Raw genomic sequence first — 26257 nt, 5'->3', positions numbered from 1 at the left:
GTGCAAGCTGCGATGATGGGCGCATCATGAAACTGCTGATCGTCGAAGACGAACCCAAGACCGGCAACTACCTGCGCCAGGGCCTGATCGAGGCCGGCTACGTGGTCGATCTCGGCTGCAACGGCGTGGACGGGCTGCACCTGGCCGGCAGCGGCGAGTACCAACTGGTCATTCTCGATGTGATGCTGCCCGGCATGGACGGATGGAACGTGCTGTCGCGGCTGCGCGCCGCCGGATGGCAGGTGCCGGTGCTGTTCCTGACTGCGCGCAGCAGCATCGCCGACCGCGTGCAGGGCCTGGAACTGGGCGCCGACGACTACCTGGCCAAGCCGTTCGCCTTCGCCGAGCTGCTGGCGCGGGTACGCACCCTGCTGCGTCGCGGCCAGGCACAGCCGCAGGCCGAGCGCATCATCATCGCTGACCTGGTGGTGGATACCCTGCGCCGCCGGGTCGAACGCGGCGGCCAGCGCATCGCCCTCAGCCAGAAGGAATACACCCTGCTGGAGCTGCTGGCGCGTCGCCAGGGCGAAGTGCTGCCACGCTCGCTGATCGCCTCGCAGGTGTGGGACATGAACTTCGACAGCGACACCAACGTGATCGACGTGGCGATCCGCCGCCTGCGCGCGAAGATCGACGATGACTTCGATGCCAAGCTGATCGTCACCGTGCGCGGCATGGGCTATGTGCTGGAGGCGCCGGACGACGGTGCCGTGCACAGCGGATGAGCCTGCGTCGTTCCATCGCGGTACGGCTGACACTGCTGTTCGCCATCGTGGCCACGCTGGTGCTGGCCGTATTGGGCGTGGCGATCTATGTCAGCGCCCGCCATGATCTTGTTGCCCAGGACTTCATCGAACTGGAAAACAAGGTCGCGTTGATCCGCGACCTCGCTGACAATGGGCCTGCCGCCGCGCGCGGACCGCGGTTGGCAGAGGCGCTCGGCCATCATCCGGATATCGCCTTCCACATTGTTGATGGGAGCGGAACCGTACTGTTCTCCACTGCGCCGGCACTGCTGCGCGAGCATGCACGCAGCCAGCCCATCGACGCCGCGCCACGGCGGCACGACTGGATCCTCACCGATGGTCGCTGCATGCATGCCCTGCACCTGCGCCAGACGCTGGCCGACGGCAGCCAGCTGGTGACCCTGCTGGCCATTGATGACAACCGTCACGCCGACTTCCTGGAGCGCTTCCGCCACCTGCTGGCAATCGCCATCATCGGCGCCGCCGTGGCCAGCAGCCTGCTCGGCGGCTATGTGGTGCGGCGTACGCTGCGGCCGCTGCGCACGCTGGCCGATGAGGCCAGGCAGATCACCGCCGGTCGCCTGCAGCGCCGCCTGAGCGCGCGCAGTGCACCGGCCGAACTGGAGCAGCTGGCGCAGACCCTCAACGGCATGCTGGCACGCCTGCAGCGGGACTTCGCGCGGCTGACCGAATTCTCCGGTGATCTCGCCCACGAGCTGCGCACGCCCATCACCAATATGCTCACCCAGGTGCAGGTGGTGCTGGCGCACCCGCGCAGCAACGAGGCCTACCGCGAGACGCTGGCGTCGTGTGCCGAGGAACTGCAGCAGCTGGCACAGACCGTGGGCGACCTGCTGTACCTGGCGCAGGCCGAAGCACCGGGCGCGCTGCCTTCGCGCGAGCCGGTGGCGCTGGATGGGGTGGTGGATTCGCTGCTCGAGTTCTACGAGCTGCTGGCCGAGGACCGGCAGTTGACCCTGCGCCGCGAAGGTGTGGCGAGCGTGGAAGGCAACCGCTTGATGCTGCACCGGGCGATTGCCAACCTGCTGTCCAACGCGTTGAAGCACGCCGCTGCCGGCAGCGAGGTGCGGGTACGGCTGGCCGAGGCCGATGGCGTGTGCAGGGTCAGCGTGCACAACGTCGGCACGCCGATTTCCGCCGAAGCGCTGCCGCGCCTGTTCGATCGGTTCTACCGCGGCGCGCGTGGCCGACACGAAGGTGCGGGGCTGGGGCTGGCGATCACCCGCGCGATTGCACAGGCGCATGGCGGCAGCGTGAGTGTTGCGTCCGATGACACCGGCACCGTGTTCGAGCTGGTGCTGCCGGGCGCCGCCGCCCGGTAGTGCCGGCCGCTGGCCGGCCCCCCCGGGGTACATCAAGCGCATTGCGGTTGCCGGCCAGCGGCCAGCACTACCCCCTGCGGTCGGACAGCTTCGCGTGCCGCTCCGGTAGTGCCGGCCGCTGGCCGGCAACCGCGGCCTGCTCGAACACCCCGGCCACCCAGTCGATGAACACCCGCAAGCGTGGCGACGGCGTGCGGTTGCGCGGGTAGACCAGGCTCAACGGGCTTGCCGTCGGCGGCGTCTCAGGCAACAGCTCGACCAGCTGCCCGCGCGCGATATACGGGTCCATCCGGTAGCGCGGTGCCTGGATGATGCCCAGGCCCGCCAACGCGGCCCCAAGGAATGCATCCGCGCCGGAAACACGCACCCGCGCCTGCAGCGGCACGTAGCGCACCTGTCCCGCCTGCTGGAACTCCAGGGGGATCAGCTGGCCGGTGGCGCTGGAGCGGTAGCCGATCATCTGATGGCCTTGCTCCAGCGATTCAATGGTATCGGGCAGGCCGTGCGCCTGCACATAACCCGGCGCGGCCACCGTGACCTCGCGCAGCATCGTCAACCGGCGCGCCGCCAGATCGCTGTCGGCCAGCGTCCCCACCCGCAGCGCCGCATCCACGCCTTCGCGCAGCAGGTCGACATAGCGGTCGCCTTCGCTGACGTCCAGCTCGATCTCCGGGTAGCGCTGCAGGAATTCCGGCAGGTGCGGAAACAGCAGGTGCCGGCCCAGCGTGCCATGTACTTCAATGCGCAGCGGCCCGCGTGGCGGGGCATCACGGAACGCGGCCTCGGCGTCGTCCATGTCGGCGATCAGGCGCAGGCAACGGCCATAGAAGGCCTCGCCTTCCAGCGTCGGCACCACCAGCCGCGTGGTCCGGTGCAGCAGGCGCACGCCCAGCCGCTGTTCCAGCGCCTTGATCGCGTCGGTCACCGTGGCCCGCGGCAGGCCCAGGTCCTCGGAGGCCCGGGTGAAGCTGCGGCGCTCGACGATACGGACGAAGGCGCGCATGGCCGTGAAACGATCCATTGTTCGGCTCTCCGGATGATGTTGACGGATTATGCAGGATTATTCGAAAGGACAATCTCGCGAAGATGGCCCTGCGCCACTTCGGCGCGCCCCAGTGGAAGCCACCATGACCCTCTCCCCCGCCCGCTCTGTCGCCCTGGTCACCGGCGGCTCCCGTGGCATCGGCGCCGCCATCTCCCGCCGCCTGGCCGCTGAAGGCCACGCGGTCGCGATCAACTATGCGGGCCGCCGCGACGACGCCGATGCATTGGCGGCCGAACTCAGCGCCGCCGGCGCGCAGGCCATCGCGCTGCAGGCCGATGTGTCCGATCCGCAGGCGGTGCGCCAGCTCTTCGACGCCATCGAAGCCCGTTTCGGCGGCATCGACGTGGTGGTCAACAGCGCCGGAGTGCTGCAGCTGGCACCACTGGCCGATACCGACGACGCCCTGTTCGAGCGGGTGATCGGCATCAACCTCAGGGGCGCCTTCAACGTGCTGCGCGAAAGCGCGCGACGGGTGCGCGACGGTGGCCGCCTGATCACCCTGTCCACCAGCGTGGTCGGCATCCGGCTGGAGAACTACAGCGTGTATGCGGCCAGCAAGGCGGCGGTGGAGACGATGGGCGCAATCCTCAGCAAGGAGCTGCGCGGACGCAATATCACCGTGAACGCCGTGGCGCCGGGCCCGACCGCCACCGATCTGTTCCTGGATGGAAAATCGCCCGAGCTGATCGAGCGGTTGGCGAAGATGAACCCCCTGGAGCGGCTGGGTACGCCGGAGGACATCGCCGGCGCGGTGGGGTTCCTGGCAGGTGCCGATGGCGGATGGATCAACGGCCAGGTGCTGCGCGCCAACGGCGGAATGGTGTAGGCCGCGGCCATCGCACACCGGTAGTCGCCCACCTTGGTGGGCGCTTCGCCGTCTGCCAACCAAGGTTGGCCTCTACCGGGCGGAGAGCCGGATATCGCCGTCAGCCCGTGCGGGCCTCGCGGCGGTGATGCACCCAGTAGTACAGCGTGGGCAGTACCAGCAGGGTCAGCAGCATCGCCGACAGCAGGCCACCGATCACCACCACCGCCAGCGGCTTCTGGGTCTCGGCGCCAATGGCATGCGAGGTCGCCATCGGCAGCAGGCCGAACATCGCCAGCAGTGCGGTCATCAGCACCGTGCGCAGGCGTTGCAGCGAGCCCTGCACCACCGACTGCAGCAGGTCCATGCCCTGCTCGCGCAGCTGCGCGAAGCGACTGAGCATGACCACCCCGTTCAAGACCGCCTGCCCGAACAATGCAATGAAACCGATCGCCGCAGACACCGACAGCGGGATGCCGGTCAGCCACAGGGCCAGGATGCCGCCGATCATCGCCAGTGGCACGTTGGCCAGGATCAGCGCGGCGCTGCTGATGTCCTTGAAGGCATCGAACAGCAGCACGAAGATGATCAGCACCGACAGCGGAATCACCCAGCCCAGCCGCTTCATCGCACGCTGCTGGTTCTCGAACTCGCCGGACCACTCCAGCCGGTAGCCTTCCGGCAGCTGTACGCTGGCATCCACGCGCTTGCGCATGTCAGCCACCACGCTGCCCATGTCGCGGCCGGCGATGAAGATGCTCACCGCCTTCACCCGCTGTGCGTTCTCGCGCGAGATGTTGATCGCGCCGCTGGCCATGCGGAAGTCGGCCACGTCGGACAGCGTCACCGTGTGGCCATCGCCGATGCCAACCGGCACCGTACGCAGCCGCTGCAGGTCACGATCGGCATCGTCCAGGCGCAGGGTGATTGGGAACCTGCGGTCACCCTCCCACAGCTCGCCGACCTGGCGCCCGCCCAGTGCGGTCTCGATCACTTCGTCGACGTCGCGTACGTTCAGGCCATAGCGCGCGGCGCGGTCGCGGTCGATCTCGATCTGCAGCTGCGGCAATGACCCGTCGCGGTCGATGAAGGCGCTCTCCACGCCCTCCACGCCGCGTACCTGGCCGAGGATCGCCTGCGCCTGCTGGTTCAATACGTCCAGATCCGAGCCGCTGACCTTGATCACCACCTGGCCCTTGATCTGCGAGATGCTCTCCAGGATGTTGTCGCGCACCGGCTGCGAAATCGAGAACTCGGGGCCCGGAATGCGCTGCTCCAGCGTGCGCTGCAGATCGCTCACCAGCTGTCGCTTGTCCACGCCTTTCGGCCATTCCTTCTCCGGCTTCAACGCCACCAGCGCCTCGATCTGGTTGGCGCCCTTGGCATCGGAGCCGTCTTCCGGGCGTCCCAGCTTGGCCACCACCGTCGATACCTGCGGGAACGTGCCGACCAGCTCACGGATGCGCCGCGACTGCTGCTGCGCTTCGCCCAGGCTGGTGCTCGGGTCGAGCGTGGCCGTCAGCCAGATCGATCCTTCGTCCAGCTCGGGCAGGAACTCCGAACCCAGCCGCGTGCCCAATGCCAGCGTGCCGACCAGCAGCGCAACCGCGGTCAGCACTACCGCACGCGGGCGGGCCAGTGCGCGCTCCAGGACCGGCCGGTACCAGCTGGTCAGGCGGTCCATCAGCGGATTGCCGTCGCGCATGCGGTCGCGCCGCAGCCACCAGTAGCAGAACAACGGCACCACGGTCAGCGCCAGGATCAGCGCGCCGATCAATGCCGAGGTCACCGAGTACGCCATCGGCGCGAACATGCGGCCTTCCTGGCGCTGCAGGGTGAAGATCGGGATGTGCGCGGCGATGATGATCAGCATCGAGAAGAACGTCGGCCGGCCCACTTCCGACGCTGCCGAAAGAATGGTCGAGAACCGTGTCTTACGATCGGCCGCAGGTGGCAGCTTCGACAATCGCGAGACGATGTGCTCGGTCACGATCACCGCGCCATCGATGATGATGCCGAAGTCCATCGCACCCAACGACAGCAGGTTGGCCGGCACGCCCCACAGATGCAGGCCAAGGAAGGTCGACAGCAGCGCAAGCGGCATCATCGCCGCCACGATCAGCGCGGCACGGGCGTTGTACAGGAACAGCCACAGCACCAGGAACACCAGCACCGCGCCTTCCAGCAGGTTGCTGAGGACGGTTTTCAGCGTGGTCGAGACCAACCACGAGCGGTCGTAGAACGGCTCGATGCTGACCCCGGCCGGCAGCTGGTTCGCTTCGATCTCGGCGATGCGCGCATGCAGGGCGTCGAGCACGTCGGACGGGTTCTCGCCCTTGCGCATCAGCACCATGCCGAACACCGCATCGTCGTTTTCATCCTGGCCGACCAGGCCCTGCCGGGGCAGGCCGGTATCGGCGATGCCGGCCAGGTCGCGCACCAGGATCGGCGTGCCACTGCGCTGCGCGACCACCACGTTGCCGATGTCGGCCGGCGAACGCATCAGACCGACGCCGCGGATCAGGAACTGCTGCTGGCCACGTTCCACGTAGCCGCCGCCTGCGTTCGAGCTGCCCTTCTCCAGCGCCTCGGCGAACTCACCCAGGCTGATGCCGCGGTCACGCAGCTTGTCCAGGTCCGGCTTGACCTGGAAAGTACGCGCGAAGCCACCGAAACTGATCACATCGGCTACGCCCGGCACGGTGCGCAGGCTGCGCTCCATCGTCCATTCCTGCACGGTGCGCAGCTGGGTCGGCGTCAGGTGCGGGCCTTTCAGCACGTACCGGTAGATCTCGCCCACCGCCGAGCTCATCGCCTCCAGCTCCGGCGTCACCCCTTCGGGCAGCTCCACGCCCTGCAGGCGTTCCAGCACCTGCTGGCGCGCGAAGTAATCGTCGGCCTTGTCGTCGAAGGTCAGGATGACCATCGACAGGCCGAATTGCGTATGCGAGAACACCCGCACCGAATGCGGGATGCCGGACAGTGCCACTTCCAGCGGCATCGTCACCTCGCGCTCCACCTCCTCCGCGGCCCGGCCCGGGTGCAGCGATACCACCGTCACCTGGGTGTCGGACACATCCGGAAAGGCTTCCACCGGCAGCACGCGGAACGCGGCAATGCCAGCGCCGATGAACAGCAGCAGCGCCAGCATCACCATCAGCGGCTGGCGCAGGCAATAGGCAATCAGGCGATCGATCATGGCGCGGCATGCCCCGTCCCGGTGCTGGCGGCTGCGGGCGCACTGTCGACCAGCTGCTGCAGCAACAGGCCCCCTTCGACCACCACCCTGGCGCCCTGGGCCAGGCCCTCGCGCACCCACAGGCGGCCATCGCCCAGTTCCTCGGCACGCACGGCGCGGCGCGCGAAGCGGCCCTTGGCCTCCTCCACGAACACCACCTGCTTGCCGTCGATGAGCAGTACCGCAGCATCGGGCAGCGAGACACCGCCCCCGGCCGGCACTGCCACCTGCGCACGCACGTACTGGCCCGCCTTGAAACCGCGCGCACGGTTGTCCAGTTCGGCGCGCGCCTCCACCACGCGGCGTTCGCTGTCGACGAAGTCATCCACGTGCTGCAGGGTCGCCTGCTGCGGCTGCCCATCGGCGCCGGGCACGCTCACCTGCATGCCCGCCTTCAGGCGTCCGGACAGGCTCTCCGGTACATCCAGCAGCAACCACAGGCGGTCAGGATCGCCAATCATCGCCAGCGGCTGTTCGCTGTCGGGGCTGACTGCCATGCCCGGGCTCATCCGCCGCTCCACCAGCACGCCATCAATGGGTGCGCGCAGCGGCAGCCGTTGGTCGACGTGCTGGCCGTTGCCATACGCCCTGGCGAAGGCGGTCGCGCGCGCGTGATCGGCCTGGCTGCCGGCGAAGCTGGCCTCGGCCTCGTCCAGTTCACGGCCCGACGCCACCCCTGCCGCGTGCAGTTCGCGGGTGCGGTCCAGTTCCCGGCGTGCCAGCTGCAGCTCGGCACGGCCACGCACGCCCTCCGCCTGCGCCTGGCCGAACTCGGGCGAGGTGATCCAGGCGATCACCTGGCCGGCCTTCACCTTCTGCCCCGGTTGTGCCTCGATGCGCGCCACCTGCCCCGCCAGCGGGGTGCGCAGCGCGCTGGAGCGGGTCTCGTCCCAGACCACCCGGCCCGGCAGCTGCAGGCTGGCGCTGGCACCGGCGGTCACCAGCTCGCTGCGCAGCACATCCAGCTGGCGGCTGCCGGCCGGAAACAGGATCTGGCCGGCACTGACCTGCGGCGCATCCTCGGTATACGACGCCGGTTCGCGACCGCAGCCGCCCAGCAGGGCCAGCGCCAGCAGGGCCGGCAGCATGGCATGTCGCGCCCGCGGGCGATGGGCGACGGTGGACTTCATCGGGACTCTCCTTCAGCAACGGATGTGGCCGCTTCCCAGCGCGCCAGGGCAATGGCATGGTCGGCACGCGCATCAATCAGCGCGGCCTCGAACTCGCGCCAGCTGCGGCGCGCGTCGAGCAGATCGGTCAGGCTGGCGGCGCCACGGCGATAGGCCAGTTCGATGCCCTCCACCGCCTTGCGCGCAGCGTCGGACTGCAGCCCCTCGTAGTCGCTGCGGCGCTGCGCGGCGGACTGCACGCTGGCCTGCAGCTGGTCCAGTTCAGCGTGTGCTTCGCGCTGCAGCAGCTGCAGTTCCAGCGCGGCGCTTTCCCGGTCGGCCTCGGCACGCTGGATCGCGCCGCGTGCGCGCGACGGGCCGCCCAGCGGAATGGTCAACGACACGCCCCAGGTGACACCGCTGATATCGGTGGGCTCGCGCTCGGCCTCCACACCCAGCTGGATGTCGCGGTGGCGCTCGCTACGTGCCAGGGCCACGCCAGCGTCGGCGGCGGCCAGGCGCGAGCGTGCCGCGCGCAGATCGGCACGCTGCTGCGGATCGAACGCGCGCACCTTGGCCACGCTGCTGGCATCCGGCCAGGGGTCATCGGCACTGAGGTCGCGGCTGTCATCGCTGCCGAGCAGCAGGCCCAGCGCATGCCGCGCGTCACGCAGATCCAGGGCCGCCTCGCGCGCCGCATCGGCCACCGCCAGATGGTCCACCGCCATCCGCGCGCGATCCACCGGCGCCATCGCCCCGGTGGCCACCTGCTTGTCGGCCGCCGCCATCTGTTCGGCCGAACTCTGGCGGTTGGCCTCGGCAATCTGCGCCCGCTCCTGCGCGCCCTTCAGGCCGAAATAGGCTTCATGCAGTGCCACCTGCTGCCGGCGCCGGGTATCGAGCATGTCCAGCCCGGCCACTTCCAGCAGCGCGTCCGCCTGGCGGATGCGCAATGCGCGCTTGCCGCCGCGCTCCCAGGTCCAGCCCAGGCCCAGCGTGCTGTCCACCCGCTTGTCCTGCCAGCGCCCCGGGCCGATGCCGTGCTTCGGGCTGATCTTGCTGCTGCCGATCGACAGCTCGGCAGCTGGCCGCAACGCAGCGGTCAGCGCATCGCCCTGCACCCCACGCAGTTCCAATGCCGCCGCGCGCAGGTCCGGGTTGTGCGCTTCCATTGCACGCTGTGCATCCTGCAAGGACAGCGCCGAAGTCGCAGGCGCGCACGAAAGGGCGGCCAGCAGGGCCGCAAGGCGACGGGAGAAATTCATGCACGTCACGGTAAGGTGACGCACTTGCGCCAAACTTGCCCCAACCTTGCACGAAGCTTGCAATGCGAATCCTGCTGATCGAAGACGACGCCGCCCTGGCCGATGGACTGATCCGCGCCCTGCAGGGCGCCGGCCATCTGTGCGACCACCTTTCGCGCGGGCTGCACGCGCCGGCTGCACTGGCCAGCGCGCCGTATGACGTGATGGTGCTCGATCTTTCATTGCCCGACGTCGATGGCCTCGACCTGCTCTCGCGCCTGCGCAACGACGGCGTCACCCTGCCGGTGCTGATCCTCACGGCGCGCGATGGCGTGGAGGACCGCATCCTCGGCCTTGACCGCGGTGGCGACGACTATCTCGCCAAGCCGTTTGCACTGGGGGAACTAGAAGCCCGCCTGCGTGCGCTGTCGCGTCGCCGCAGCGACGCACCGGCGCACAAGCGGTTGGGCCGTTTGTGCTTCGACAGCATCCGCAATGAAGTGCAGGTGGAAGGCCAGCGCATCGAACTGACCGCGCGCGAGCTGTCGCTGGTCGAGGCACTGATGCAGCATCCTGGCCGCACCGTCACCAAGCAGCGCCTGTTCGACGCGCTGTACAGCTGGGATCACGAGGCCAACCTGTCAGTGATCGAAGTGCATGTCAGCCGCCTGCGCCGCAAGCTGGAACAGGCGCGCGCCGGCGTCGGCATTCGCATGCTGCGTGGCCTGGGCTATCGGCTGGAAGCCGGCGGTGACTGAGCGTGTGCACAGCCTGCGCGGCCTGCTGCTGCGCCGCCTGTGGCTGCCCCTGCTGGTGCTGCTGCTGTGCAGCGCGGTCGGTTCATTCACGTTGGCCCGCTTCTATGCCGGCCAGGTCTATGACCGCTGGTTGCTGGACTCGGCGATGTCGTTGTCCGAGCTGGTGAAGGTGCAGGACGGGCGTGCCTCGATCGAGATCACGCCCGCGGTGTCGCGCATGTTCACCTGGGATACCGCTGACGAAGTGCATGGCGAAGTGGTCGACGCTGCCGGCGGGCGCCTGTATGGGGACCTGCCCGAAGCGCTGCCCCGCCCCGCGATCGCTGCCGGCAGCGACGATGCCGTCTACTACGACGCGCGCCTGCGTGGGCAGCCGGTGCGCATGGTCGAGGTCGTGGTCAGCGCTGGGCCGGGCCACGATATCCGCCTGCGCGTGGCCGAGACGCTGCGCAAGCGGCACCGGCTGGAGCGCAAGCTGCTGCTGGCCAGCATCCCGTTCCAGGCCGCGATCCTGGCGCTGGCCGCGTGGCTGGCCTGGTCCGGTACCGGCGCGGCTGCACGCCATGCCAACCAGGTGGCGCGGCGGCTGGCCAGCCCGCGTCCGGACCCGCTGGCGCCACTGGAGCCCGCGCAGGAAGCCCCACGCGAACTGTGGCCGGCGGTCGAAGCCTACAACGCACTGCTGCAACGGCTGGACGCGCTGCAGGCCGCGCAACGGCGCTTCGTCAGCAATGCCGCGCACCAGCTGCGCACGCCGCTGGCGGCAATGCAGGTGGAGCTGGAGAGCTCACTCCGCCAACAGGATCCGCAGGCCCAGCAGCTGGCGCTGTCCGGCACGCTGGCCGGGCTGGCACGGCTGCAGCACCTGGTCAACCAGCTGCTGATGCTCAGCCGCTCGGAAGATCCACAGGGCAGCGCACTGCCGCTGCAGCCGCTGGATCTGGCCGCGTTGGCACGGGGCGTGGTCGAGCGCTACGCCGACCGTGCGTTGGTGGCGGGCGTGGACCTGGGTTACGACGGACCCGACGACGGCGTGAAGGTACAGGGTGATCCGCAGTTGCTGCGCGAGGCGCTGGGCAACCTGCTGGACAACGCGCTGCGCTACGGCGCCGTGCCCGGTGTGATCACCCTGGGACTACAGCGGGATGCCGAGGGCGTGCAGGTGTGGGTGGACGATGACGGTACAGGTATCGCCGAAGCCGAGCGCGCGCGCGTCACGGAACGGTTCTACCGGACCAGCAGCGAGGGAGATGGCTGCGGGCTGGGGCTGGCGATCGTGGCCGAGATCGCGCAGCGGCATGGCGCGATATTGATGATCGAAACGGCGCCGCTCGGTGGCGCGCGCGTGGGGTTGCGTTTCCGTTCGCGAAAGCACCCCGACCCACGGATTCCGGTAGACGCCCACCTTGGCGGGCGCCGTTGATGTCCCGCGTGCCAACCAAGGTTGGCACCTACCAAAAGCGCCGCGACCCACGCATTCCGGTAGACGCCCACCTTGGTGGGCGCCGTTGACGTCCTGCGTGCCAACCAAGGTTGGCACCTACCAAAAGCGCCGCGACCCACGCGTTCCGGTAGAGGCCCACCTTGGTGGGCGCCGTTGACGTCCTGCGTGCCAACCAAGGTTGGCACCTACCAAAAGCACCGCGACCCACGCGTTCCGGTAGAGGCCCACCTTGGTGGGCGCCGTTGACGTCCTGCGTGCCAACCAAGGTTGGCACCTACCAAAAGCACCGCGACCCACGGATTCCGGCAGAGGCCCACCTTGGTGGGCGCCGTTGATCTTCCGCGTGCCAACCAAGGTTGGCACCTACCAGGTGCGGGGCAATGACGGCGGCAATGCGGTGCCGCCCCGCATCACCGGCTCATCGAGTACGGCGCCTGCGCGCCCTGCCCCGGCCAGTCCTTGTTCGGCTCGGCCTGCATGCTGAAACGCAGCTCGCCACCGGCCAGGATCTCGTCGTGGCGCAGGAAGGTGCGCTGCAGCGGCTTGCCGTTGAGGCTCACGCTGCCCACATAGGTGTGCCTGTCATCCAGGCCATCGGCCACGATGGTGAACGTCTTGCCGTTGGGCAGGCGCATCGCGGTCTTCGGCAGGAATGGGCGGCCGAGGATGTACTCGCCCGAACCCGGTGCCACCGGGTAGAAGCCCAGCGCGGTGAACACATACCACGCCGACATCTGGCCGACGTCATCGTTGCCGGCCAGGCCATCCGGACGGTCGGCGTACTGGGTGTCCATGATCTGCTTCAGGCGCGCCTGGGTGCGCCACGGCTGGCCAGCGTACGAGTACAGGTAGGCCACATGGTGGCTGGGTTCGTTGCCATGTGCATACCAGCCGATCAGCCCGGTGATGTCTTCCATGTGCTCGAAGATGGACGGATCCACCTTGGCGTTGAACACCTCGTCCAGGCGCGCGAGCAGCTTGTCGCTGCCCCCGTGCGCTGCCGCCAGCCCGGCCACGTCCTGCGGCACATACCAGGAATACTGCCAGGCGTTGCCCTCGGTGTAGTCGGTGCCGTAGCCGCTGGCGCTGGGGTCGAACGGCGTACGGAAGCTGCCATCGCGCTTGCGCGCGCGCATGAAGCCGGTGTCCTTGTCGAACGCGTTGCGCCAGTTACCCGCGCGTTTGTCGAAGGTGGCCGCGATATCGGCCTTGCCCATCGCCTGCGCCATGCGTGCGATGGTCCAGTCATCAAAGGCGTACTCCAGCGTCTTGCTGGCCGCTTCGCCTTCCTCGTCGATCGGCACATAGCCCAGCTCACGGTACTGCGCGATACCGTCATACGGGCCGTAGTTGGCGGTCTCGACCATCGCCTTCAATGCCTTGTCGGCGTCGAAGCCACGAATGCCCTTCACGTAGGCGTCGGCGATCACCGGCACGGCGTGGTAGCCGATCATGCACCAGTCTTCCAGGCTATGGAACGACCACACCGGCAGCATGCCGTACGGACTGTGCTCATGGTGGGCCAGCATCGAATTGACGAAGTCGCTGTTGCGCTTCTCCGGCTGCACCAGCGTCAGCAACGGGTGCAGCGCGCGGTAGGTGTCCCACAGCGAGAACGTCGAATAGTGCGTGAAGCCGTCGGCCTTGTGCACCGCGTTGTCCGAACCGCGGTACTGGCCATCGGCGTCCATGAACAGCGTCGGCCCCAGCATCGTGTGGTACAGCGCGGTATAGGCACTGCGCCGCGCATGCTCGGGGGCATCGATATCGAGTACCGACAGCGCCTGCGTCCATTCCTGTTTCGCCTGCGCACGCACGCGGTCGAAATCGAAGTTGGCCACTTCCGCGTCGAGGTTGGCAATGGCGCCGGCCTCGCTGACCGGCGAGATGGCAACCTTGACCACCAGCGGTGCGTCCAGCTTGCCGAATGCGAAGGTACCGACCAGCTGACGGCCCTCGATCTGTGCGCGCTGGGACGGATCCTTCTCGCCCGGCGGCGGGAAGCCCTTGTAGACGATGTCCTGCTCGGTGTTGTGCAGCTCATGCCCGGCCAGCGGGCGCGAGAAGCGCATCGCGAAATACAGCTGGCGGCCCGGCGCCCAGCCGCGCGTCTCGCGGAAGCCGGTCACCGTGCCGTCGGCACGCACCCGCACCCGCGACCACAACACCTTGCCCGGGTAGTCGTACATGCTGGTGCGCATGTCCAGCAGCACCCTGGCGTCGGTGCCCTTGGGGAACGCATAGCGATGCACCCCCACGCGGGTACTGGTGGTCAGCTCGGCACGCACCTTGTAATCGTCCAACGTGACCGCGTAGTAGCCCGGCTCCGCTTTCTCGTCATCATGGCGGAAGCGGGAGGCATAGCCGCTGCGCGGCTTCTCGGGATCGCCACGCTCCAGGCCGGGACTGCCGGTGAACGGCATCAGCAGGATGTCGCCCAGGTCCGAATGCCCGGTGCCGGAAAAATGCGTGTGCGAGAAACCGACGATGCTGCTGTCGTCGTAACGGTAGCCCGCTGCCCAGCCATAGGCCTTTTCCCGTGGCTGGATGCGCGTGTCCGGGCTGAGCTGGACCATGCCGAACGGCACCGTCGCCCCCGGGTAGGTATGGCCTTCCCCGCCGGTGCCGATGAACGGGTCGACCGAGCCATAGGCGCGTTCGGCGGCGGATTTCGACGGGGCCGCCAGCGCCGCCCCGGAGGCAAGCACGGCGGTCGCGGCGAAAGCGATCAGGAGACGACGGTCCAGCGTGGGCATCGGCATTTGGATCGATTCAGGCGGTAGTCGGATCGTAGCACCGGCGTTCTGGCACCGCATGCTGCGGTGCGGCTGAACGGTTCCAATCACACAGCCTATGGCGAATGAAGACTGCAATTAATTGCATGGATCGATCCATCCCCCTTCACCACACTGTCCCCGTGCCCAAAACGGCGCGGCAAAGCGAGTGACGACATTTCCTGCCGTTGTGTGATCTCTCGCGCAGTTTGCGTCGGGCGGGCCGGAAAAGGGCACGGGTATCACATGGGCTTCACAACATCTCGGCGTCTCATTAACGCTGACGAGTGAACGCGGTCCCCTTTCCTGAGGTTCTGATTCCAACAGGAGTACGTCATGAAGATCGCTGTTCGCCGTTCCCTTGCGCTGGCCATTGCAACCGGCATCGCCCTTGCCTCCACGTCGCAGGCCGGAACTCTCGGGCCGGGCCAGTCGGCCACCGTGAATGCTGGCGACCCTGTTGAAAGCTGGACGGCTCAGGGTGCCACGCTGACCTTCAACACCGGCAGCGCCGCCACATCCGTAGGCATCAGCGACGGATCCACGCTCGCCATGACGGGGGCAGCAGCCACCGCCACCGATCCGTTTGCCGCCGTCCAGATTGCCTCCTCCAGCGCAACGATCGCCGGCACCCGGATACAGAACAGCCGCGCCGCGGGATTGGCGGTAACCAATGGCATCTCTGGTGGCGCTGCCGGCACCGCAACTGTCACTGACTCGAGCATCATCGGCCAAGGAATCGGAGGCTATGTTCAAGGTGGCGTACTGACCCTGAGCAACACGACGATTGATGGAACCGGCATCGGAGCCGGCCTCCTACCGTCCGAAATCTCGTCCGGTCTGGCAGTCTTCTCGAACTCAAGCGTCAACATCACCAACGGATCTTCCGTCATGGGGGATGAGAACGGCATCGTTGTGAAGGACATCGGGGGAACTCCCACCAGTCCAATCAGTGACAACGTACTCACCATCGACAAGTCGCGCGTCTCCGGCCGAAACGGCTCAGGCATTGTTGTCAGTGGTGCAGGGATCATCGCCCCAACCACTGTCAACGTTCTAAACGGCAGCACTGTAAGCGGCGGCAATGGCGTGATTGCTGAAGCCGTCGATGGCGGTACGCTGAATCTGAACGTCGGCGCGTCACAACTGCAGGGTACGCTTCGTGCCGATGCAACCTCGCAGCTGCACGCCAAGCTTTCCAATGGCGCGGTACTGACCGGCGTCATGACCAACGTCACCAGCGCCACGCTGGACTCGGCCAGCTGGAACATGACCGGCAATTCCACGATCGGTGCGCTAAGCCTCGGTAACGGCACCATCTCCCTCGGCGACGGCTCCGCCTTCCACACTCTCAACGTGGCCGGCAACTTCAGCGGCGCCGATGGCACGATCATCTTCAACACCGTACTGGCCGGCGACGACGCAGCCACCGACAAGCTGATCATCGGCGGTGACACCAGCGGCAGCGCCAACGTGCGCGTCAACAATGTCGGCGGCGCGGGGGCGCAGACCGACAAGGGCATCGAGCTGATCTCCGTCGGCGGCGCTTCCAACGGGCAGTTCAACCTGGCCGGGCGTGCGGTGGGTGGCCAGTACGAGTACTTCCTGCACAAAGGCACCGGCGCCGACGGCAACTGGTACCTGCGCTCGCAGCTGCCGACCCAGCCGGACCCGTGCGTGGTCAATCCGAGCCTGCCCGAGTGCAATCCGGTCGATCCGGAGCCGGTGCTGCGCCCCGAGCCCGGCGCCTACCTGGCCAACCTGCAGGCCGCGCAGACGATGTTCCGCCTGGGCTACCACGACCGCAACGCCGGCCAGAACTCCGGCCGCGCCTGGGCCCGCGTGGATGGCTCGCGTAACGGCTTCGATGCCATCAGCCGCCAGCTCGACATCCGTGGCAACAGCCAGGCACTGACCGTCGGTGCCGATCTGTGGCGTCACGATTCGGGCAGCAGCGTGGGCGTGATGCTGTCCAGCGGCAACGCCAGCAGCACCTCCACCAACGCGCTGACCGGCTACTACGCCCGCGGCAAGGTGAAGGGCGAAGCGCTGGGCATCTACGCCACCTGGCGCGGCGGCAACGGTGCCGACCCGTATGCAGGCTTCTATGTGGACGGCTCGGTGCAGCGCGCGCAGTTCCGCAATCGCGTGGAAGGCATCGGCCTGGATACGGAACGCTACGACAGCCGTGCCTGGCAGGGGGCGGTGGAAACCGGCTACGCGTTCCGCGTCGGCGGTGCCAACAACGGCGGCATCTACCTGGAGCCGCAGCTGCAGGTGGGCTACAGCCGCTGGGACAGCAACCGCCACACCGAGGCCAACGGCACGGTGGTGAGCACCGAGAATGCCAATGGCGTGTTCGGGCGTGCAGGCCTGCGCCTGTCCGGCGTGACCCGCTGGGGCAATGGCGCGGCGGAGGTGCAGCCGTACCTGGCCGCCAACTGGCTGCACACCCGCGCCGAATCGCAGATCCGCATGGATGACGAGATCGCCGATGCGCGCGTGCCGCGCAGCCGTGGCGAGTTCAGTGGCGGCGCGTCGGTGAAGTTCAGCAACGGCATCGGCGCCTGGGGCGGGCTGTCGCTGCAGAAGGCCAGTGGCTATCACCAGACCAGTGCGCAGGTGGGTGTCAGTTACAGCTGGTAATCGGTCGCCTTCAGCCCGCGATCGATTCGATTGCGGGTTGATATCAAGGCGGGAGGTGTGGCTGCCGGACTGGGGTTCGCGGCCACGGCGTGAAGGGCGCGACAGGGATTGTCGCGTCAGACACTTGTTTGCCGGGATCTGCAGCGGTGAGTGACGTGACCTTTCGATTCTGCCCGTTTGGCAGAAAGCATCAATGAGCATTCCACGTCGTGACCCGTACAAGATGGCGCCGCAGCGGACATCCCGCTGCCGGGATTGGAACCCCGTTTTGAGCTACGAGATTTGCTTGCCGTAACTACGGCGGGCGGTGTGCGGCGGCCGCATGGCCCTCCGGCTTTTCTCGTAGCTCAGCCGAAGTTCCAACCTCGCACCGCCCGCCACCCTTGCGGTGGCCCTCGCTTCCCAAGGAGTTCCCGCATGACCCAACGTCCACTCAGTCCGGCCATGGAGTCGCTCTTCCAGCGCATCGAACACGCCCTCAACAGCGCCGAAGGCATGGCCATCCTCATCGGCGAACAGTACGGCCCCGAGCCGAAGCCGCCCGCACCGATGGGCTACAACGCCAAAGAGATCGCCAACGCGATGGTCATGCTGAGCCAGCATGGGCGGTGCCTGTTGCAGAAGCTGCGTGCGGAAGCGGAGAAGGTGACCTATCACTAGACCGCGATGCAGCCGAGCCTGCTCGACGCCGTGCGCACCGCACGCAGCGATCGCTGCCCTCAATCTGGCAATGCGCCCTGCAAGGTGGCGAGGTCGGCGCTGTCGACCGGCCTCACCACGCGCGCCACTTCCTGGCCGTCATGCAGCAGCACCACGGTGGGCCACAGTTTTACCTTGAACGCACGCCCCAGCGGCTTTCCCTTGCCATCCTCGATCTTCCAATGCACAAGATCGTGGGCGTCCACAAGCGCCTGGAGTGCGGGCTGCGCGGCCTGGCAATGGCCACACCAGGGTGCACCGAAGTCCAGCAGCTGCCACCCCGCCTGAGCTTCCATGTCCGCACCCGCAGGCTCCGCCGCCGGGTAGTCACGCATGAACGGCATGCCGGTTACGCCGCCAGCGCTTTCTGGATATCCGCCAGCGGGGCGTTGGTCAGGTCCTTGGCGATATCGCCCAGCAGGCGCGCCTGGACCTCCTTGTGCAGCAGCGGGCGGATACGGCCCAGCGTGGTCGGGTCTGCCACCAGCACCAGGTGTGCATAGCGGTTGTTGAGCGCATCTTCGTTCAACTGCTCCGCTACCTGCTTGGCAAACGTCGCCTCGTTGAGCTGCGAAATGGACATGTCCTTGGGCACCGCGCCAGCCGGGCCCTGACCGGAGACGCCCTGCTCGCTGATGTCCTGCAGGCGCAGCTCACCTTCCTGCTTCAACGCCAGCTGATGTTCGCTGCCGACGTTGGTGAACACGCGGGCCGAACCGCCATCGGCGACGATGATCAACGCGCCTTCGGGAATGCGTCGGGTCATGCAATGCTCCTTCTCGATTGCGTTCAGCGCTACCGTAGACAGCGTCGCGTGAGCGCTGCGGCCAGAGTTCGTTCAACACTTGTCATTGCATGCCGCGCGCATGAACAGGCGCGATGGAACACAGCGTGCAGATCAGTCCGCTTCGCTGCATGCTCACGCCGATGCCGCTATGATGAACGGATGATCGACACGACCCACTACGTGACGGGCGCACCTGTTACGTGGGAAGCACTGCCGACCGGCGCTTCGCTTGCCACGATGGCTCCCGCCCTGCCGTTCCACCGCCTCGCGCTGGATCCTGGCGGATGACGCCCGCAGGCCCTCGGCCTGCACTCCCCACGCTGCTGTGACCGCCGGCCGCTGATTGCGCGACCGCTGTGATCCCGTTGCTGCGTTTCCGCCGTTGCGGCGGTGCTTTGCCGTGCGCGTGGCGTCGTGCCTGCACACATTCACCGGCCCCCACGCCACTCACCGATGCCCCTGCGCCACCTGCGCCTGCATCGCCGTTTCCGATTTCCGGGACCTACCTCACCGCTCATTTCCCCTCTTCTGCCTACAAGGGAGCCCCCATGCAGGACACCCCCGATGCACATGCCCATTTCGGCTGGTTCAAACGCCGCCGCCACCTGAAGGTCGATGAGATCACCGTCGTCGACAAGCCCATGCTCAAGCGCGCCGTCGGCGCGGCCGCACTCGGCAATGCCATGGAGTGGTTCGACTTCGGTGTCTACGGCTATCTGGCCGTCACCATCGGCCAGGTGTTCTTCCCCTCCAGCAACCCCACCGCGCAGGTGATCGCTGCGTTCGCCACCTTCACCGTGGCGTTCCTGGTGCGGCCACTGGGCGGCCTGGTATTCGGCCCCCTGGGTGATCGCTACGGCCGCCAGAAAGTGCTGGCGTTCACCATGATCCTGATGGCGCTGGGCACGTTTGCCATCGGCCTGATTCCCGCCTACGAGCGCATCGGCATCTGGGCACCGGTGCTGTTGCTGCTGGCGCGCGTGGTGCAGGGCTTCTCCACCGGCGGCGAATACGGGGGCGCGGCCACCTTCATCGCCGAGTATTCCACCGACCGCAACCGCGGCCTGATGGGCAGCTGGCTGGAGTTCGGCACGCTGGGCGGCTACATCGCCGGCGCCGGCACCGTCACCGCGCTGCACATGCTGCTGAGCAGCGAGCAGATGCTGGACTGGGGCTGGCGCATTCCGTTCCTGGTGGCCGGCCCGCTGGGCCTGCTCGGCCTGTACATGCGCATGAAGCTGGAGGAAACACCGGCGTTCCGCGCCTTCGCCGAGGAAGCCGAGAAGCGTGAGCACGAGCGGCCGGGGCTGGGCGCGCTGTTCCAGGTGCATGGCCGCCAGCTGCTGGTGTGCATGGGCCTGGTCCTGGTGTTCAACGTCACCGATTACATGCTGCTGACCTACATGCCCAGCTACCTCAGCGTCACCATGGGCTATGCCGAGAGCAAGGGCCTGCTGCTGATCATCATCGTGATGCTGGTGATGATGCCGCTGAACATCGTCGGCGGCCTGTTCAGTGACCGGCTGGGCCGGCGCCCGATGATCATCGGTGCGTGCATCGCGCTGCTGGTGCTGGCCATTCCGTGCCTGCTGCTGGTCGGCAGCGGCAACGACGGGCTGATCTTTCTCGGCCTGATGCTGCTGGGGCTGGCGCTGGTGTGCTTCACCAGCTCGATGCCGTCCACGCTGCCGGCGCTGTTCTACACCCCGGTGCGTTACAGCGCGCTGTCGATCGCTTTCAACGTGTCGGTGTCGCTGTTCGGTGGCACCACGCCGCTGGTGACCGCGTGGCTGGTGGAACGCACCGGCGACCCGCTGGTGCCGGCCTATTACCTGATGGGCGCGGCGGTGATCGGGCTGGTGACCATGCTGTTCGTGAAGGAAACCGCCGGCCTGCCGCTGCGCGGTTCACCGCCGGCGGTCGGCAGTGAACGGGAAGCGGCTGCGCTGTTGAAGAGCGATGTGCCGGTGACGGTGGACCCGACCTTGCCGCCGCTGCCGGACGTTGCCGAGCCCGAGCAGGCGAAGCCGGCGTTGTAGAGCCGAGCCCGCGCTCGGCTGACTTCCAGGGGATCAGCCGAGCATGGGTTCGACTCCGCACCCCGTGCGGCATCAATCACCCGGGGTGTCCAATTCCATCGCGCGCATCACGATGGGCTTGGCCCAGCCCGGCGTGTGCAACAGGTCGGCCACTGCGACCGGGTAATGCAGCTGGCCTGCAGCCATGGCCAATACCGGCAGCGGCACCACGCAGCCGTCGGCATCGGCCGGCGCGCTGTTGTCGTAGACATGCAGCTCGGCCAGGTGCGGCAGCAGCTCCAGCAGGTTCGCGCGCGCCGAATCGAAACGCGCGTGGATCTTCTCCACCGGAATATCGTGGCCACCGGCGGCCACCCGCGCGGCCACACGGGCGACGTGCAGCCCGACATCGGCCAGCCCACAGAACCAGATCGCCACCTGGTGCCGCTCGCAGGCCTCACGCAGCAGGCGCGGAATGGTGTTGCCACCGAGCGTGGTCTCGAAGGCGAAGTCGGTGCCATCGGCCATGGCCTGGCGCAGGCGGCGGGTGCCTTCCTGCCAGGCCTCGGCATTGGCGTCCGGCAGCGGCCAGCCGGCGTCGACCAGGCGGCGGGTGAACGAGTCCGGGTTGAACCAGCTCAGCCCTTCGGCGTCCAGCCAGGTGCCCAGCAGCGAACTCTTGCCGGCGCCATTGACACCGGCCAACGCCAGGATGCGTCCCATCGATCAGAGCGGACGGCCAAGGGTGACCTTGCGGCCGCGCCGGATCGGCTGGCCCAGCACCTTGCCCAGCCCTTCCCCGCGCTGCAGCCCGGCCAGGGTCTGGTCGAACTCGCTGCGCAGGCGCTGCAGCTCCTCGCTGCGCTCACCGGCATCACCGCCAGCGGCCTTGGCCAGCAGTTCCTGGTAGGTGCGGATGTCCACGATCACCGCCTCCGGGTGGTTGTGGTTGGTGATGACCAGCGCCTGCTTTTCGCGCACGGTGCGCATCAGGCTCGGCCAGCCCCGGGTCTTCACCGACGAGGCCGGGGCCTTTTCAAGGCCAGGCAGATCCAGCGGCAGGGTCATGGCACGGCTCCAGGCGGGGTGGATGAGCGACACTATACCCAATTTGGCCAAATTGGGGATAAATCCCCTTTTACCGCAGGGGCGCGGTGTCCGGAGCGTCGGTCTGCAGCAGGCTGTCGCGTTCGCGCAGCGGGAAGCGGATCCACGCATCCAGCCCCTGTGGGCCAAAGTGCAGCTCGCCGCTGCCAGCCAGCTCGTAGGGCACGCGCTGCTCGATCAGCGCCCGGCCCAGGCCGCGCTGGCGTGGCATTTCCCAGCCCTCCACGTCGGCATGGCGCTCGCACCAGTGCAGGCCCAGCCACGGTTCGGCGTCCTGCACCTGCAGATGCCAGGACACCTCGATCCGCCCCGCCTCGCGCGCGGCCGCGCCGTAGCGCAGCGCATTGCTCGCCAGCTCATGGATGGCCAACGACAGCACCTCGGCCGCTTTCGGTGGCAGCAGCACGTCCTCACCGTGCAGTTCGCACAGGCCCGTGCCCGGCATCTGCGCCGACACTTCCTCTTCGATCATCCCGCGCAGGCAGACCCCGGCATTGCCGCCGCGGGTCAGCAGGCTCTGCGTGCGCGCCAGCGACATCAAACGCCCGCACAGCCGCTCGGCGTACTCGTCCACGCTGGCCACGGTGCTGCGCGTCCGCCAGGCAAGGGCATGGATGGTGGACATGATGTTGCGGACCCGGTGCTGCAGTTCGGCCAGCAGCACCGCCTGGCGCTCGGTGGCGCGCTTGAGGTCGTCGATATCCACCGCAATGGCGAACACCCCGGTCACCTCGCCGTCTGCATCGCGCAGCGGCGCAGCGGCGACGCGTGTCCAGCGGGCGCGCCCGTCGTCATGGATGAACTGGAACTCCAGGCCGGGGACCACCGTCTCCCCCCGCAGGGCGCGGGCGATGGCGAAATCATGGGGCTCGATGCGCGAGCCGTCGGGGTGCCATCCCTGCCAGCGGTAGTGGTTGGGACGATCAGTGGACGGCACCTTGCCGGTGGGCAGATAGGTCCGCATCCGGTCGTTGGACAGTTGCAGTCGGCCTTCGGCATCGACAATGCAGACGCCCACCGGCAGCACCTTGAATGCCAGCGCCAGGCGCCGGTCGCTCTCACGGCGCTTCTGCTCCTCGCGCTCGCGGGCCGCCTGCGCGACATGCGCGGCCGTCGTTTCGAACATGGTGACAAGCACACCGTTGATGCGCCCTTCCTCACCGCGGATGGGGCTGTAGGTGATGGTGAACCAGACATCCTCCAGCCGCCCCCGCCGCGCCAGCGGATAGAGCTTGTCCTCGTAGGTGATGGTCTCGCCCTGCCACACCCGCTGGTAGATCGGGCCGTTGATGTGCCAGACCTCAGGCCAGCACTCGCGGGTGGGCTGGCCAAGCCCGCCCGGATGCTTGTCGGCGAGGATCTCGGCATAGCCATCGTTGTAGAGCTGCACCAGCTGCTCGCCCCACAGCACGATCATCGGGAAGCCGTGGGCCAGCATCAGGTCGACAGTGGCGCGCAGGTGCGGCGGCCATCGCTCGATCGCACCCAGTGGCGTGCCTGACCAGTCGTGGCGGGCAATACGGGCGGCCATGCCGTCATGGCGCGCATGCGCCTGCAGCGACGGCGGCATGCCCGCCGGGCGCTCAACGGCCGGGAGACCCTGGATGCGGTGTGACATGCCGCGCAATCAGGCGATGTCCGCAGCAGCCTGCGGGCCTGCCACCAGCCGTGCCAGCTGCTGCACCAGTGCCTCGATGTGATAGGGCTTGGTACAGCGGGGCGCGCCAGCGAAGCGGCTGGGCAGATTGTCATCGTAGCCGGAGGTCAACATGAACGGCGTGCCGGCGTCCGCCAAGCGGTCGGCCAAGGGGTAGACCAGTTCACCCCCCAGGTTGATGTCCAGCAGGGCGACATCGATGGGGTTCTCATCGACCAGACGCCCCAGCGCCTGCAGGTCACCGGCCGGTCCCACCACCCGCGCCCCCTTCAGTTCCAGATAGTCCACCAGGAACATCGCGATGGCGAATTCATCTTCCGCCACCAGCACCCGCAGCCCTTTCAGGCCCTCTGGCTTGTTGCCCGCTTCCAGCACGACCCGCGCTCCTCGATACACGCGGCGCACCTCTGCCGCAACGCCTGCAGGATGCGCGAAACGGGCTACAAGGGCGCGTGATGATCGATGAAGATCGCCGCCACGGCCCGTTCACCCAGGCATTGCAGCGGCGCGTTCAGAACGCACGCTCCCATTTCAGGCTGAGCAGGCTGCGGTCGTGGCTGTACAGCCAGCCGACGTTGCTGTCGATGCGGGCGTAGCGCAGGCCCAGGCTGGGCACCAGCCCGGCCACCGCCAGCCGCTCGCTGCGCACGATGGCGATCAGGTTCTGTTCGTCGTCCTGCCTGCGCGCCTCCAGCAATGGACTCCAGGCGTCGTAGTCGCGGCGGCGCAGCGACACGAACACCGTGGCCGTGGTGCCGCTCCACTGCCGCGCCGCGCCCAGCCGCAAGCCGCGCTGGCGGTAGCCGTTGGCCGGGTCGGCAGCGCTGCTGCCGGTGACATCCAGCCCGGCGAAGACCGTCCAGCGCGGATTGAGCGCACGGAACCAGGTGGCATACACCGATGCCAGCTCGCCGTCATAGTTGCTGGCCAGGCCCTGTTGGCGATACCGCTGGCGCTTCCAGTCGGCCTCCAGCTTGAGCAGGCTGCGTGCATCCGGGGCGTACTGCCATTCGCCGTGCACGCCACTGCCGCCCTGCAGCGCATGGTTGCCCAGGCCCTGGACGTCATAGCTGGGGGCAAGCAGCACGGTCTGCCGCGCACTGCGCCAGCTGTAACCTGCCTGCACATTGGCATTGAGCTCGTTGTAGGCACGGTGCCCGCGCCATGCCTGACCGAAGGCGAGACCGCGCACGTACAGCCCATGATGCCCGTCGAGGACCCAACGCCGTTCCAGGCTGGCGTCGTAGTCGACGCCCCCTGCGTGCTGGGCGTCGGGCAGTTTCCGTTCGATGATGCAGGCGTCGCCTACGCCGAACAGGCAGGTGCGGCTGGCCGAGCTGCGGTTGATGTTGTCACTCCATGCGGGGCCGGCGGACAGCGCGCCTTTCCAGCGCTGGCGCGCCTGCAGGGCACCCAGGTAACCGTCCACGCGCGCGCGGACGCCGGCCGTGGCCGGATCATCAGCATTGATGCCTGCAGCGATGGCCGTGAACAGCGCGACCGCATCGCGATCACGCTGGTCTTCCGCATAGACACGTGCCAGCTCGAGTCGGGCCGGCAGGAAATCCGGCTGCGCCGCCAGCAGCGCTTCGTACTCCTTCGCCGCGCGACGATGGTCGCCGGCCACGCGGGCCAACGCCCCCTGCGCGTAATGGCGCAGCAGCGGGTCATGCCCCGGCAGTTCGATGTACTCCTCGAGGAACGCCGCGGCGGCCCGCCATTGCTGATGCTGCAGTGACAGGTAGAGGGCCTGGCCGAGATCGTCGACGCTGCGCTCCACGCGCAGCGTCCTGCCGTCGATGGTGATGGTCGGCCGCTCCGACTCGACCTGTTGCAGGCGCTGCCGGTCCTGCTGCTGGTGGCGCAGTTCGCTGCCCTGTTCAAGCACGCGGCGCAGATCGTCCTGCTGGGCGCGCACATCAGCGGCAGCCAACAGCAGTACGACAAGGAAGGTGGAATAGCGCATGGTCGATCCGTGGTGGTGCATGCAGCGGCCGAAGCAGGGACTGGCGGATCGCGGCTTGTCCCTGCCCTGCCCCGTCAGGGGCGTGGCGATCAGTTCTTGCTGCCGCCGAAGGCGGTGTCGTACTGGCTGTTGCCGGCGAACGTGGCGATACCGGCGAGCGTGGCCGCGTTGGCGCCGAAGAACTGGCCCTGGCTGTTGCCGGTGACCGAGCCGTTGGCCACGGCGGTGCCGGCGAAGGATGCATCGGCGCTGTTGATGTTGGCGCTGATCGCCAGGGTCTGGCCACCACCGGTCAGGCCGCCGGTCAGCTTGCCAGTGCCGAAGTTCGCCGCGAAGGTACCGCTGAGCAGGTTGCTGCCATTGAACCGGTTCAGGCCGGCCACCGCGTAGGTGGCGGTACCGCTGGGCAGGGTGGTGCCGGCGCGGTCGCCAGCGAAGTACACCTGGCGGTTGTTGAAGCCACCCGCAGCGCCGTCCTTGGACCATTCGCCGAACCACACATCGCCACTGCCCACCTTGACGAAGTTGAAGTGGCCCATGCCGGAATGGCTGCCCGGCGTACCGGTGATCGGCATGGCCAGGGTACGCACGGTAACGCCGTTGACGGTGGTCGGGGCCGAGTAGGCCGCCAGCCCCTGGAAGTCGACCGGCTTGCCGTTGGAGACGGTGCCGACGCCGATGCCGGCCTTGCCTGCGCTGTGCGGGCCGCCGTTGACTTCGGAGGCACCGACCTTGACGTACAGCTGCGAATCGGTGGCCGGGCTGGCCGCACCGACGATGTCGGCGGCCTGGGCGGCACCGGCCAGGGCGAAGGTGGCGGCCATGGCCAGTACGGAACGGGAGATCATCTTCATGGAACTACTCCTTGGGT

22 protein-coding genes are annotated in these 26257 nt (G+C 67.7%); 8 read left to right on the top strand and 14 right to left on the bottom strand.

What is annotated here, in order from left to right:
• Positions 1 to 26 precede the first annotated feature (26 nt).
• Together AC5QAB_RS06680 and AC5QAB_RS06675 are read left to right on the top strand one after the other, a co-directional pair.
• On the top strand, positions 27 to 725 hold the full coding sequence (locus AC5QAB_RS06680; RefSeq protein ID WP_197561378.1) for a heavy metal response regulator transcription factor: 699 nt from the start codon (positions 27 to 29) through the stop codon (positions 723 to 725).
• Positions 722 to 2089, top strand: coding sequence for a heavy metal sensor histidine kinase (locus AC5QAB_RS06675; protein WP_197561377.1), 1368 nt, complete (start codon positions 722 to 724; stop codon positions 2087 to 2089). The genes AC5QAB_RS06680 and AC5QAB_RS06675 overlap by 4 nt, the downstream gene beginning before the upstream one ends.
• Before the next feature lie 67 nt (positions 2090 to 2156).
• Here AC5QAB_RS06675 and AC5QAB_RS06670 read toward each other — a convergent pair whose 3' ends face one another.
• The gene (locus AC5QAB_RS06670) at positions 2157 to 3110 is read right to left on the bottom strand and encodes a LysR substrate-binding domain-containing protein (RefSeq protein ID WP_197561376.1); all 954 of its coding nucleotides are present in this window, start codon (positions 3108 to 3110) and stop codon (positions 2157 to 2159) included.
• 106 nt (positions 3111 to 3216) lie between these two features.
• On the opposite strand from AC5QAB_RS06670, the gene AC5QAB_RS06665 reads away from it, so the two are divergent.
• Positions 3217 to 3960 (top strand): SDR family oxidoreductase, encoded by a 744-nt coding sequence (locus tag AC5QAB_RS06665; RefSeq protein ID WP_032962618.1) that lies wholly within the window; start codon positions 3217 to 3219, stop codon positions 3958 to 3960.
• Positions 3961 to 4060: 100 nt separating this feature from the next.
• Here the strand turns inward: AC5QAB_RS06665 and AC5QAB_RS06660 are convergent, their stop codons facing one another.
• The 3 genes from AC5QAB_RS06660 to AC5QAB_RS06650 are packed head-to-tail and all read right to left on the bottom strand — an operon-like array spanning position 4061 to position 9551.
• Entirely contained in the window at positions 4061 to 7138 is a 3078-nt protein-coding gene (locus tag AC5QAB_RS06660; RefSeq protein WP_495233241.1) for an efflux RND transporter permease subunit, read from the bottom strand.
• Positions 7135 to 8307, bottom strand: coding sequence for an efflux RND transporter periplasmic adaptor subunit (locus AC5QAB_RS06655; RefSeq protein ID WP_495233240.1), 1173 nt, complete (start codon positions 8305 to 8307; stop codon positions 7135 to 7137). Before AC5QAB_RS06655 ends, AC5QAB_RS06660 begins: the two co-directional genes overlap by 4 nt.
• Positions 8304 to 9551, bottom strand: a complete 1248-nt coding sequence (locus AC5QAB_RS06650; RefSeq protein ID WP_495233239.1) for a TolC family protein — start codon at positions 9549 to 9551, stop codon at positions 8304 to 8306. Before AC5QAB_RS06650 ends, AC5QAB_RS06655 begins: the two co-directional genes overlap by 4 nt.
• A 62-nt stretch (positions 9552 to 9613) precedes the next feature.
• Between AC5QAB_RS06650 and AC5QAB_RS06645 the strand changes: the two genes are divergently transcribed.
• Together AC5QAB_RS06645 and AC5QAB_RS06640 are read left to right on the top strand one after the other, a co-directional pair.
• Positions 9614 to 10288, top strand: a complete 675-nt coding sequence (locus AC5QAB_RS06645; RefSeq protein WP_014647334.1) for a response regulator — start codon at positions 9614 to 9616, stop codon at positions 10286 to 10288.
• Entirely contained in the window at positions 10281 to 11711 is a 1431-nt protein-coding gene (locus AC5QAB_RS06640) for a sensor histidine kinase (protein WP_495233238.1), read from the top strand. Before AC5QAB_RS06645 ends, AC5QAB_RS06640 begins: the two co-directional genes overlap by 8 nt.
• 431 nt (positions 11712 to 12142) lie before the next feature.
• Here AC5QAB_RS06640 and AC5QAB_RS06635 read toward each other — a convergent pair whose 3' ends face one another.
• Positions 12143 to 14494: a GH92 family glycosyl hydrolase gene (locus tag AC5QAB_RS06635; RefSeq protein WP_197561371.1), complete on the bottom strand. Its 2352-nt coding sequence runs from the start codon at positions 14492 to 14494 to the stop codon at positions 12143 to 12145.
• 488 nt (positions 14495 to 14982) lie between these two features.
• Entirely contained in the window at positions 14983 to 15186 is a 204-nt protein-coding gene (locus AC5QAB_RS06630) for a hypothetical protein (RefSeq protein WP_235643033.1), read from the bottom strand.
• 211 nt (positions 15187 to 15397) lie between these two features.
• Here AC5QAB_RS06630 and AC5QAB_RS06625 point away from each other — a divergent pair, with 211 nt between their 5' ends.
• Both AC5QAB_RS06625 and AC5QAB_RS06620 read left to right on the top strand, forming a co-directional pair.
• Positions 15398 to 17152 (top strand): autotransporter family protein, encoded by a 1755-nt coding sequence (locus AC5QAB_RS06625; protein ID WP_236636461.1) that lies wholly within the window; start codon positions 15398 to 15400, stop codon positions 17150 to 17152.
• Between the two features lie 417 nt (positions 17153 to 17569).
• A complete protein-coding gene (locus tag AC5QAB_RS06620) occupies positions 17570 to 17812 on the top strand; it encodes a hypothetical protein (RefSeq protein WP_032962604.1) in 243 nt (80 codons plus the stop codon).
• A 59-nt stretch (positions 17813 to 17871) separates the two neighbouring features.
• Here AC5QAB_RS06620 and AC5QAB_RS06615 read toward each other — a convergent pair whose 3' ends face one another.
• Together AC5QAB_RS06615 and AC5QAB_RS06610 are read right to left on the bottom strand one after the other, a co-directional pair.
• Complete coding sequence (locus AC5QAB_RS06615) at positions 17872 to 18195, bottom strand: thioredoxin family protein (RefSeq protein ID WP_495233237.1); 324 nt, start codon at positions 18193 to 18195, stop codon at positions 17872 to 17874.
• Positions 18196 to 18200: 5 nt separating this feature from the next.
• Positions 18201 to 18617, bottom strand: coding sequence for a host attachment family protein (locus AC5QAB_RS06610; protein WP_495233236.1), 417 nt, complete (start codon positions 18615 to 18617; stop codon positions 18201 to 18203).
• A gap of 569 nt (positions 18618 to 19186) precedes the next feature.
• On the opposite strand from AC5QAB_RS06610, the gene proP reads away from it, so the two are divergent.
• On the top strand, positions 19187 to 20677 hold the full coding sequence (gene proP / locus AC5QAB_RS06605) for a glycine betaine/L-proline transporter ProP (RefSeq protein WP_495233235.1): 1491 nt from the start codon (positions 19187 to 19189) through the stop codon (positions 20675 to 20677).
• 72 nt (positions 20678 to 20749) lie between these two features.
• Here the strand turns inward: proP and AC5QAB_RS06600 are convergent, their stop codons facing one another.
• The 6 genes from AC5QAB_RS06600 to AC5QAB_RS06575 all read right to left on the bottom strand — a co-directional run bounded on the left by AC5QAB_RS06600 (position 20750) and on the right by AC5QAB_RS06575 (position 26240).
• Positions 20750 to 21379, bottom strand: coding sequence for an ATPase (locus tag AC5QAB_RS06600; protein ID WP_014647342.1), 630 nt, complete (start codon positions 21377 to 21379; stop codon positions 20750 to 20752).
• A 3-nt stretch (positions 21380 to 21382) separates the two neighbouring features.
• On the bottom strand, positions 21383 to 21724 hold the full coding sequence (locus AC5QAB_RS06595) for a type II toxin-antitoxin system prevent-host-death family antitoxin (protein WP_014647343.1): 342 nt from the start codon (positions 21722 to 21724) through the stop codon (positions 21383 to 21385).
• A gap of 70 nt (positions 21725 to 21794) precedes the next feature.
• The gene (locus tag AC5QAB_RS06590) at positions 21795 to 23381 is read right to left on the bottom strand and encodes a sensor histidine kinase (RefSeq protein WP_495233234.1); all 1587 of its coding nucleotides are present in this window, start codon (positions 23379 to 23381) and stop codon (positions 21795 to 21797) included.
• Positions 23382 to 23390: 9 nt separating this feature from the next.
• Complete coding sequence (locus AC5QAB_RS06585) at positions 23391 to 23795, bottom strand: response regulator (RefSeq protein WP_495233330.1); 405 nt, start codon at positions 23793 to 23795, stop codon at positions 23391 to 23393.
• A gap of 136 nt (positions 23796 to 23931) precedes the next feature.
• A complete protein-coding gene (locus AC5QAB_RS06580; protein WP_495233233.1) occupies positions 23932 to 25386 on the bottom strand; it encodes a surface lipoprotein assembly modifier in 1455 nt (484 codons plus the stop codon).
• 89 nt (positions 25387 to 25475) lie between these two features.
• The gene (locus AC5QAB_RS06575; protein WP_014647346.1) at positions 25476 to 26240 is read right to left on the bottom strand and encodes a Slam-dependent surface lipoprotein; all 765 of its coding nucleotides are present in this window, start codon (positions 26238 to 26240) and stop codon (positions 25476 to 25478) included.
• Positions 26241 to 26257 lie beyond the last annotated feature (17 nt).

The sequence above is a fragment of the Stenotrophomonas sp. YJH_SMC_127 genome (assembly GCF_059372445.1).
Note: the sequence above shows the minus strand (reverse complement) of the source record. Positions and strands in the feature narration are given on the sequence as shown.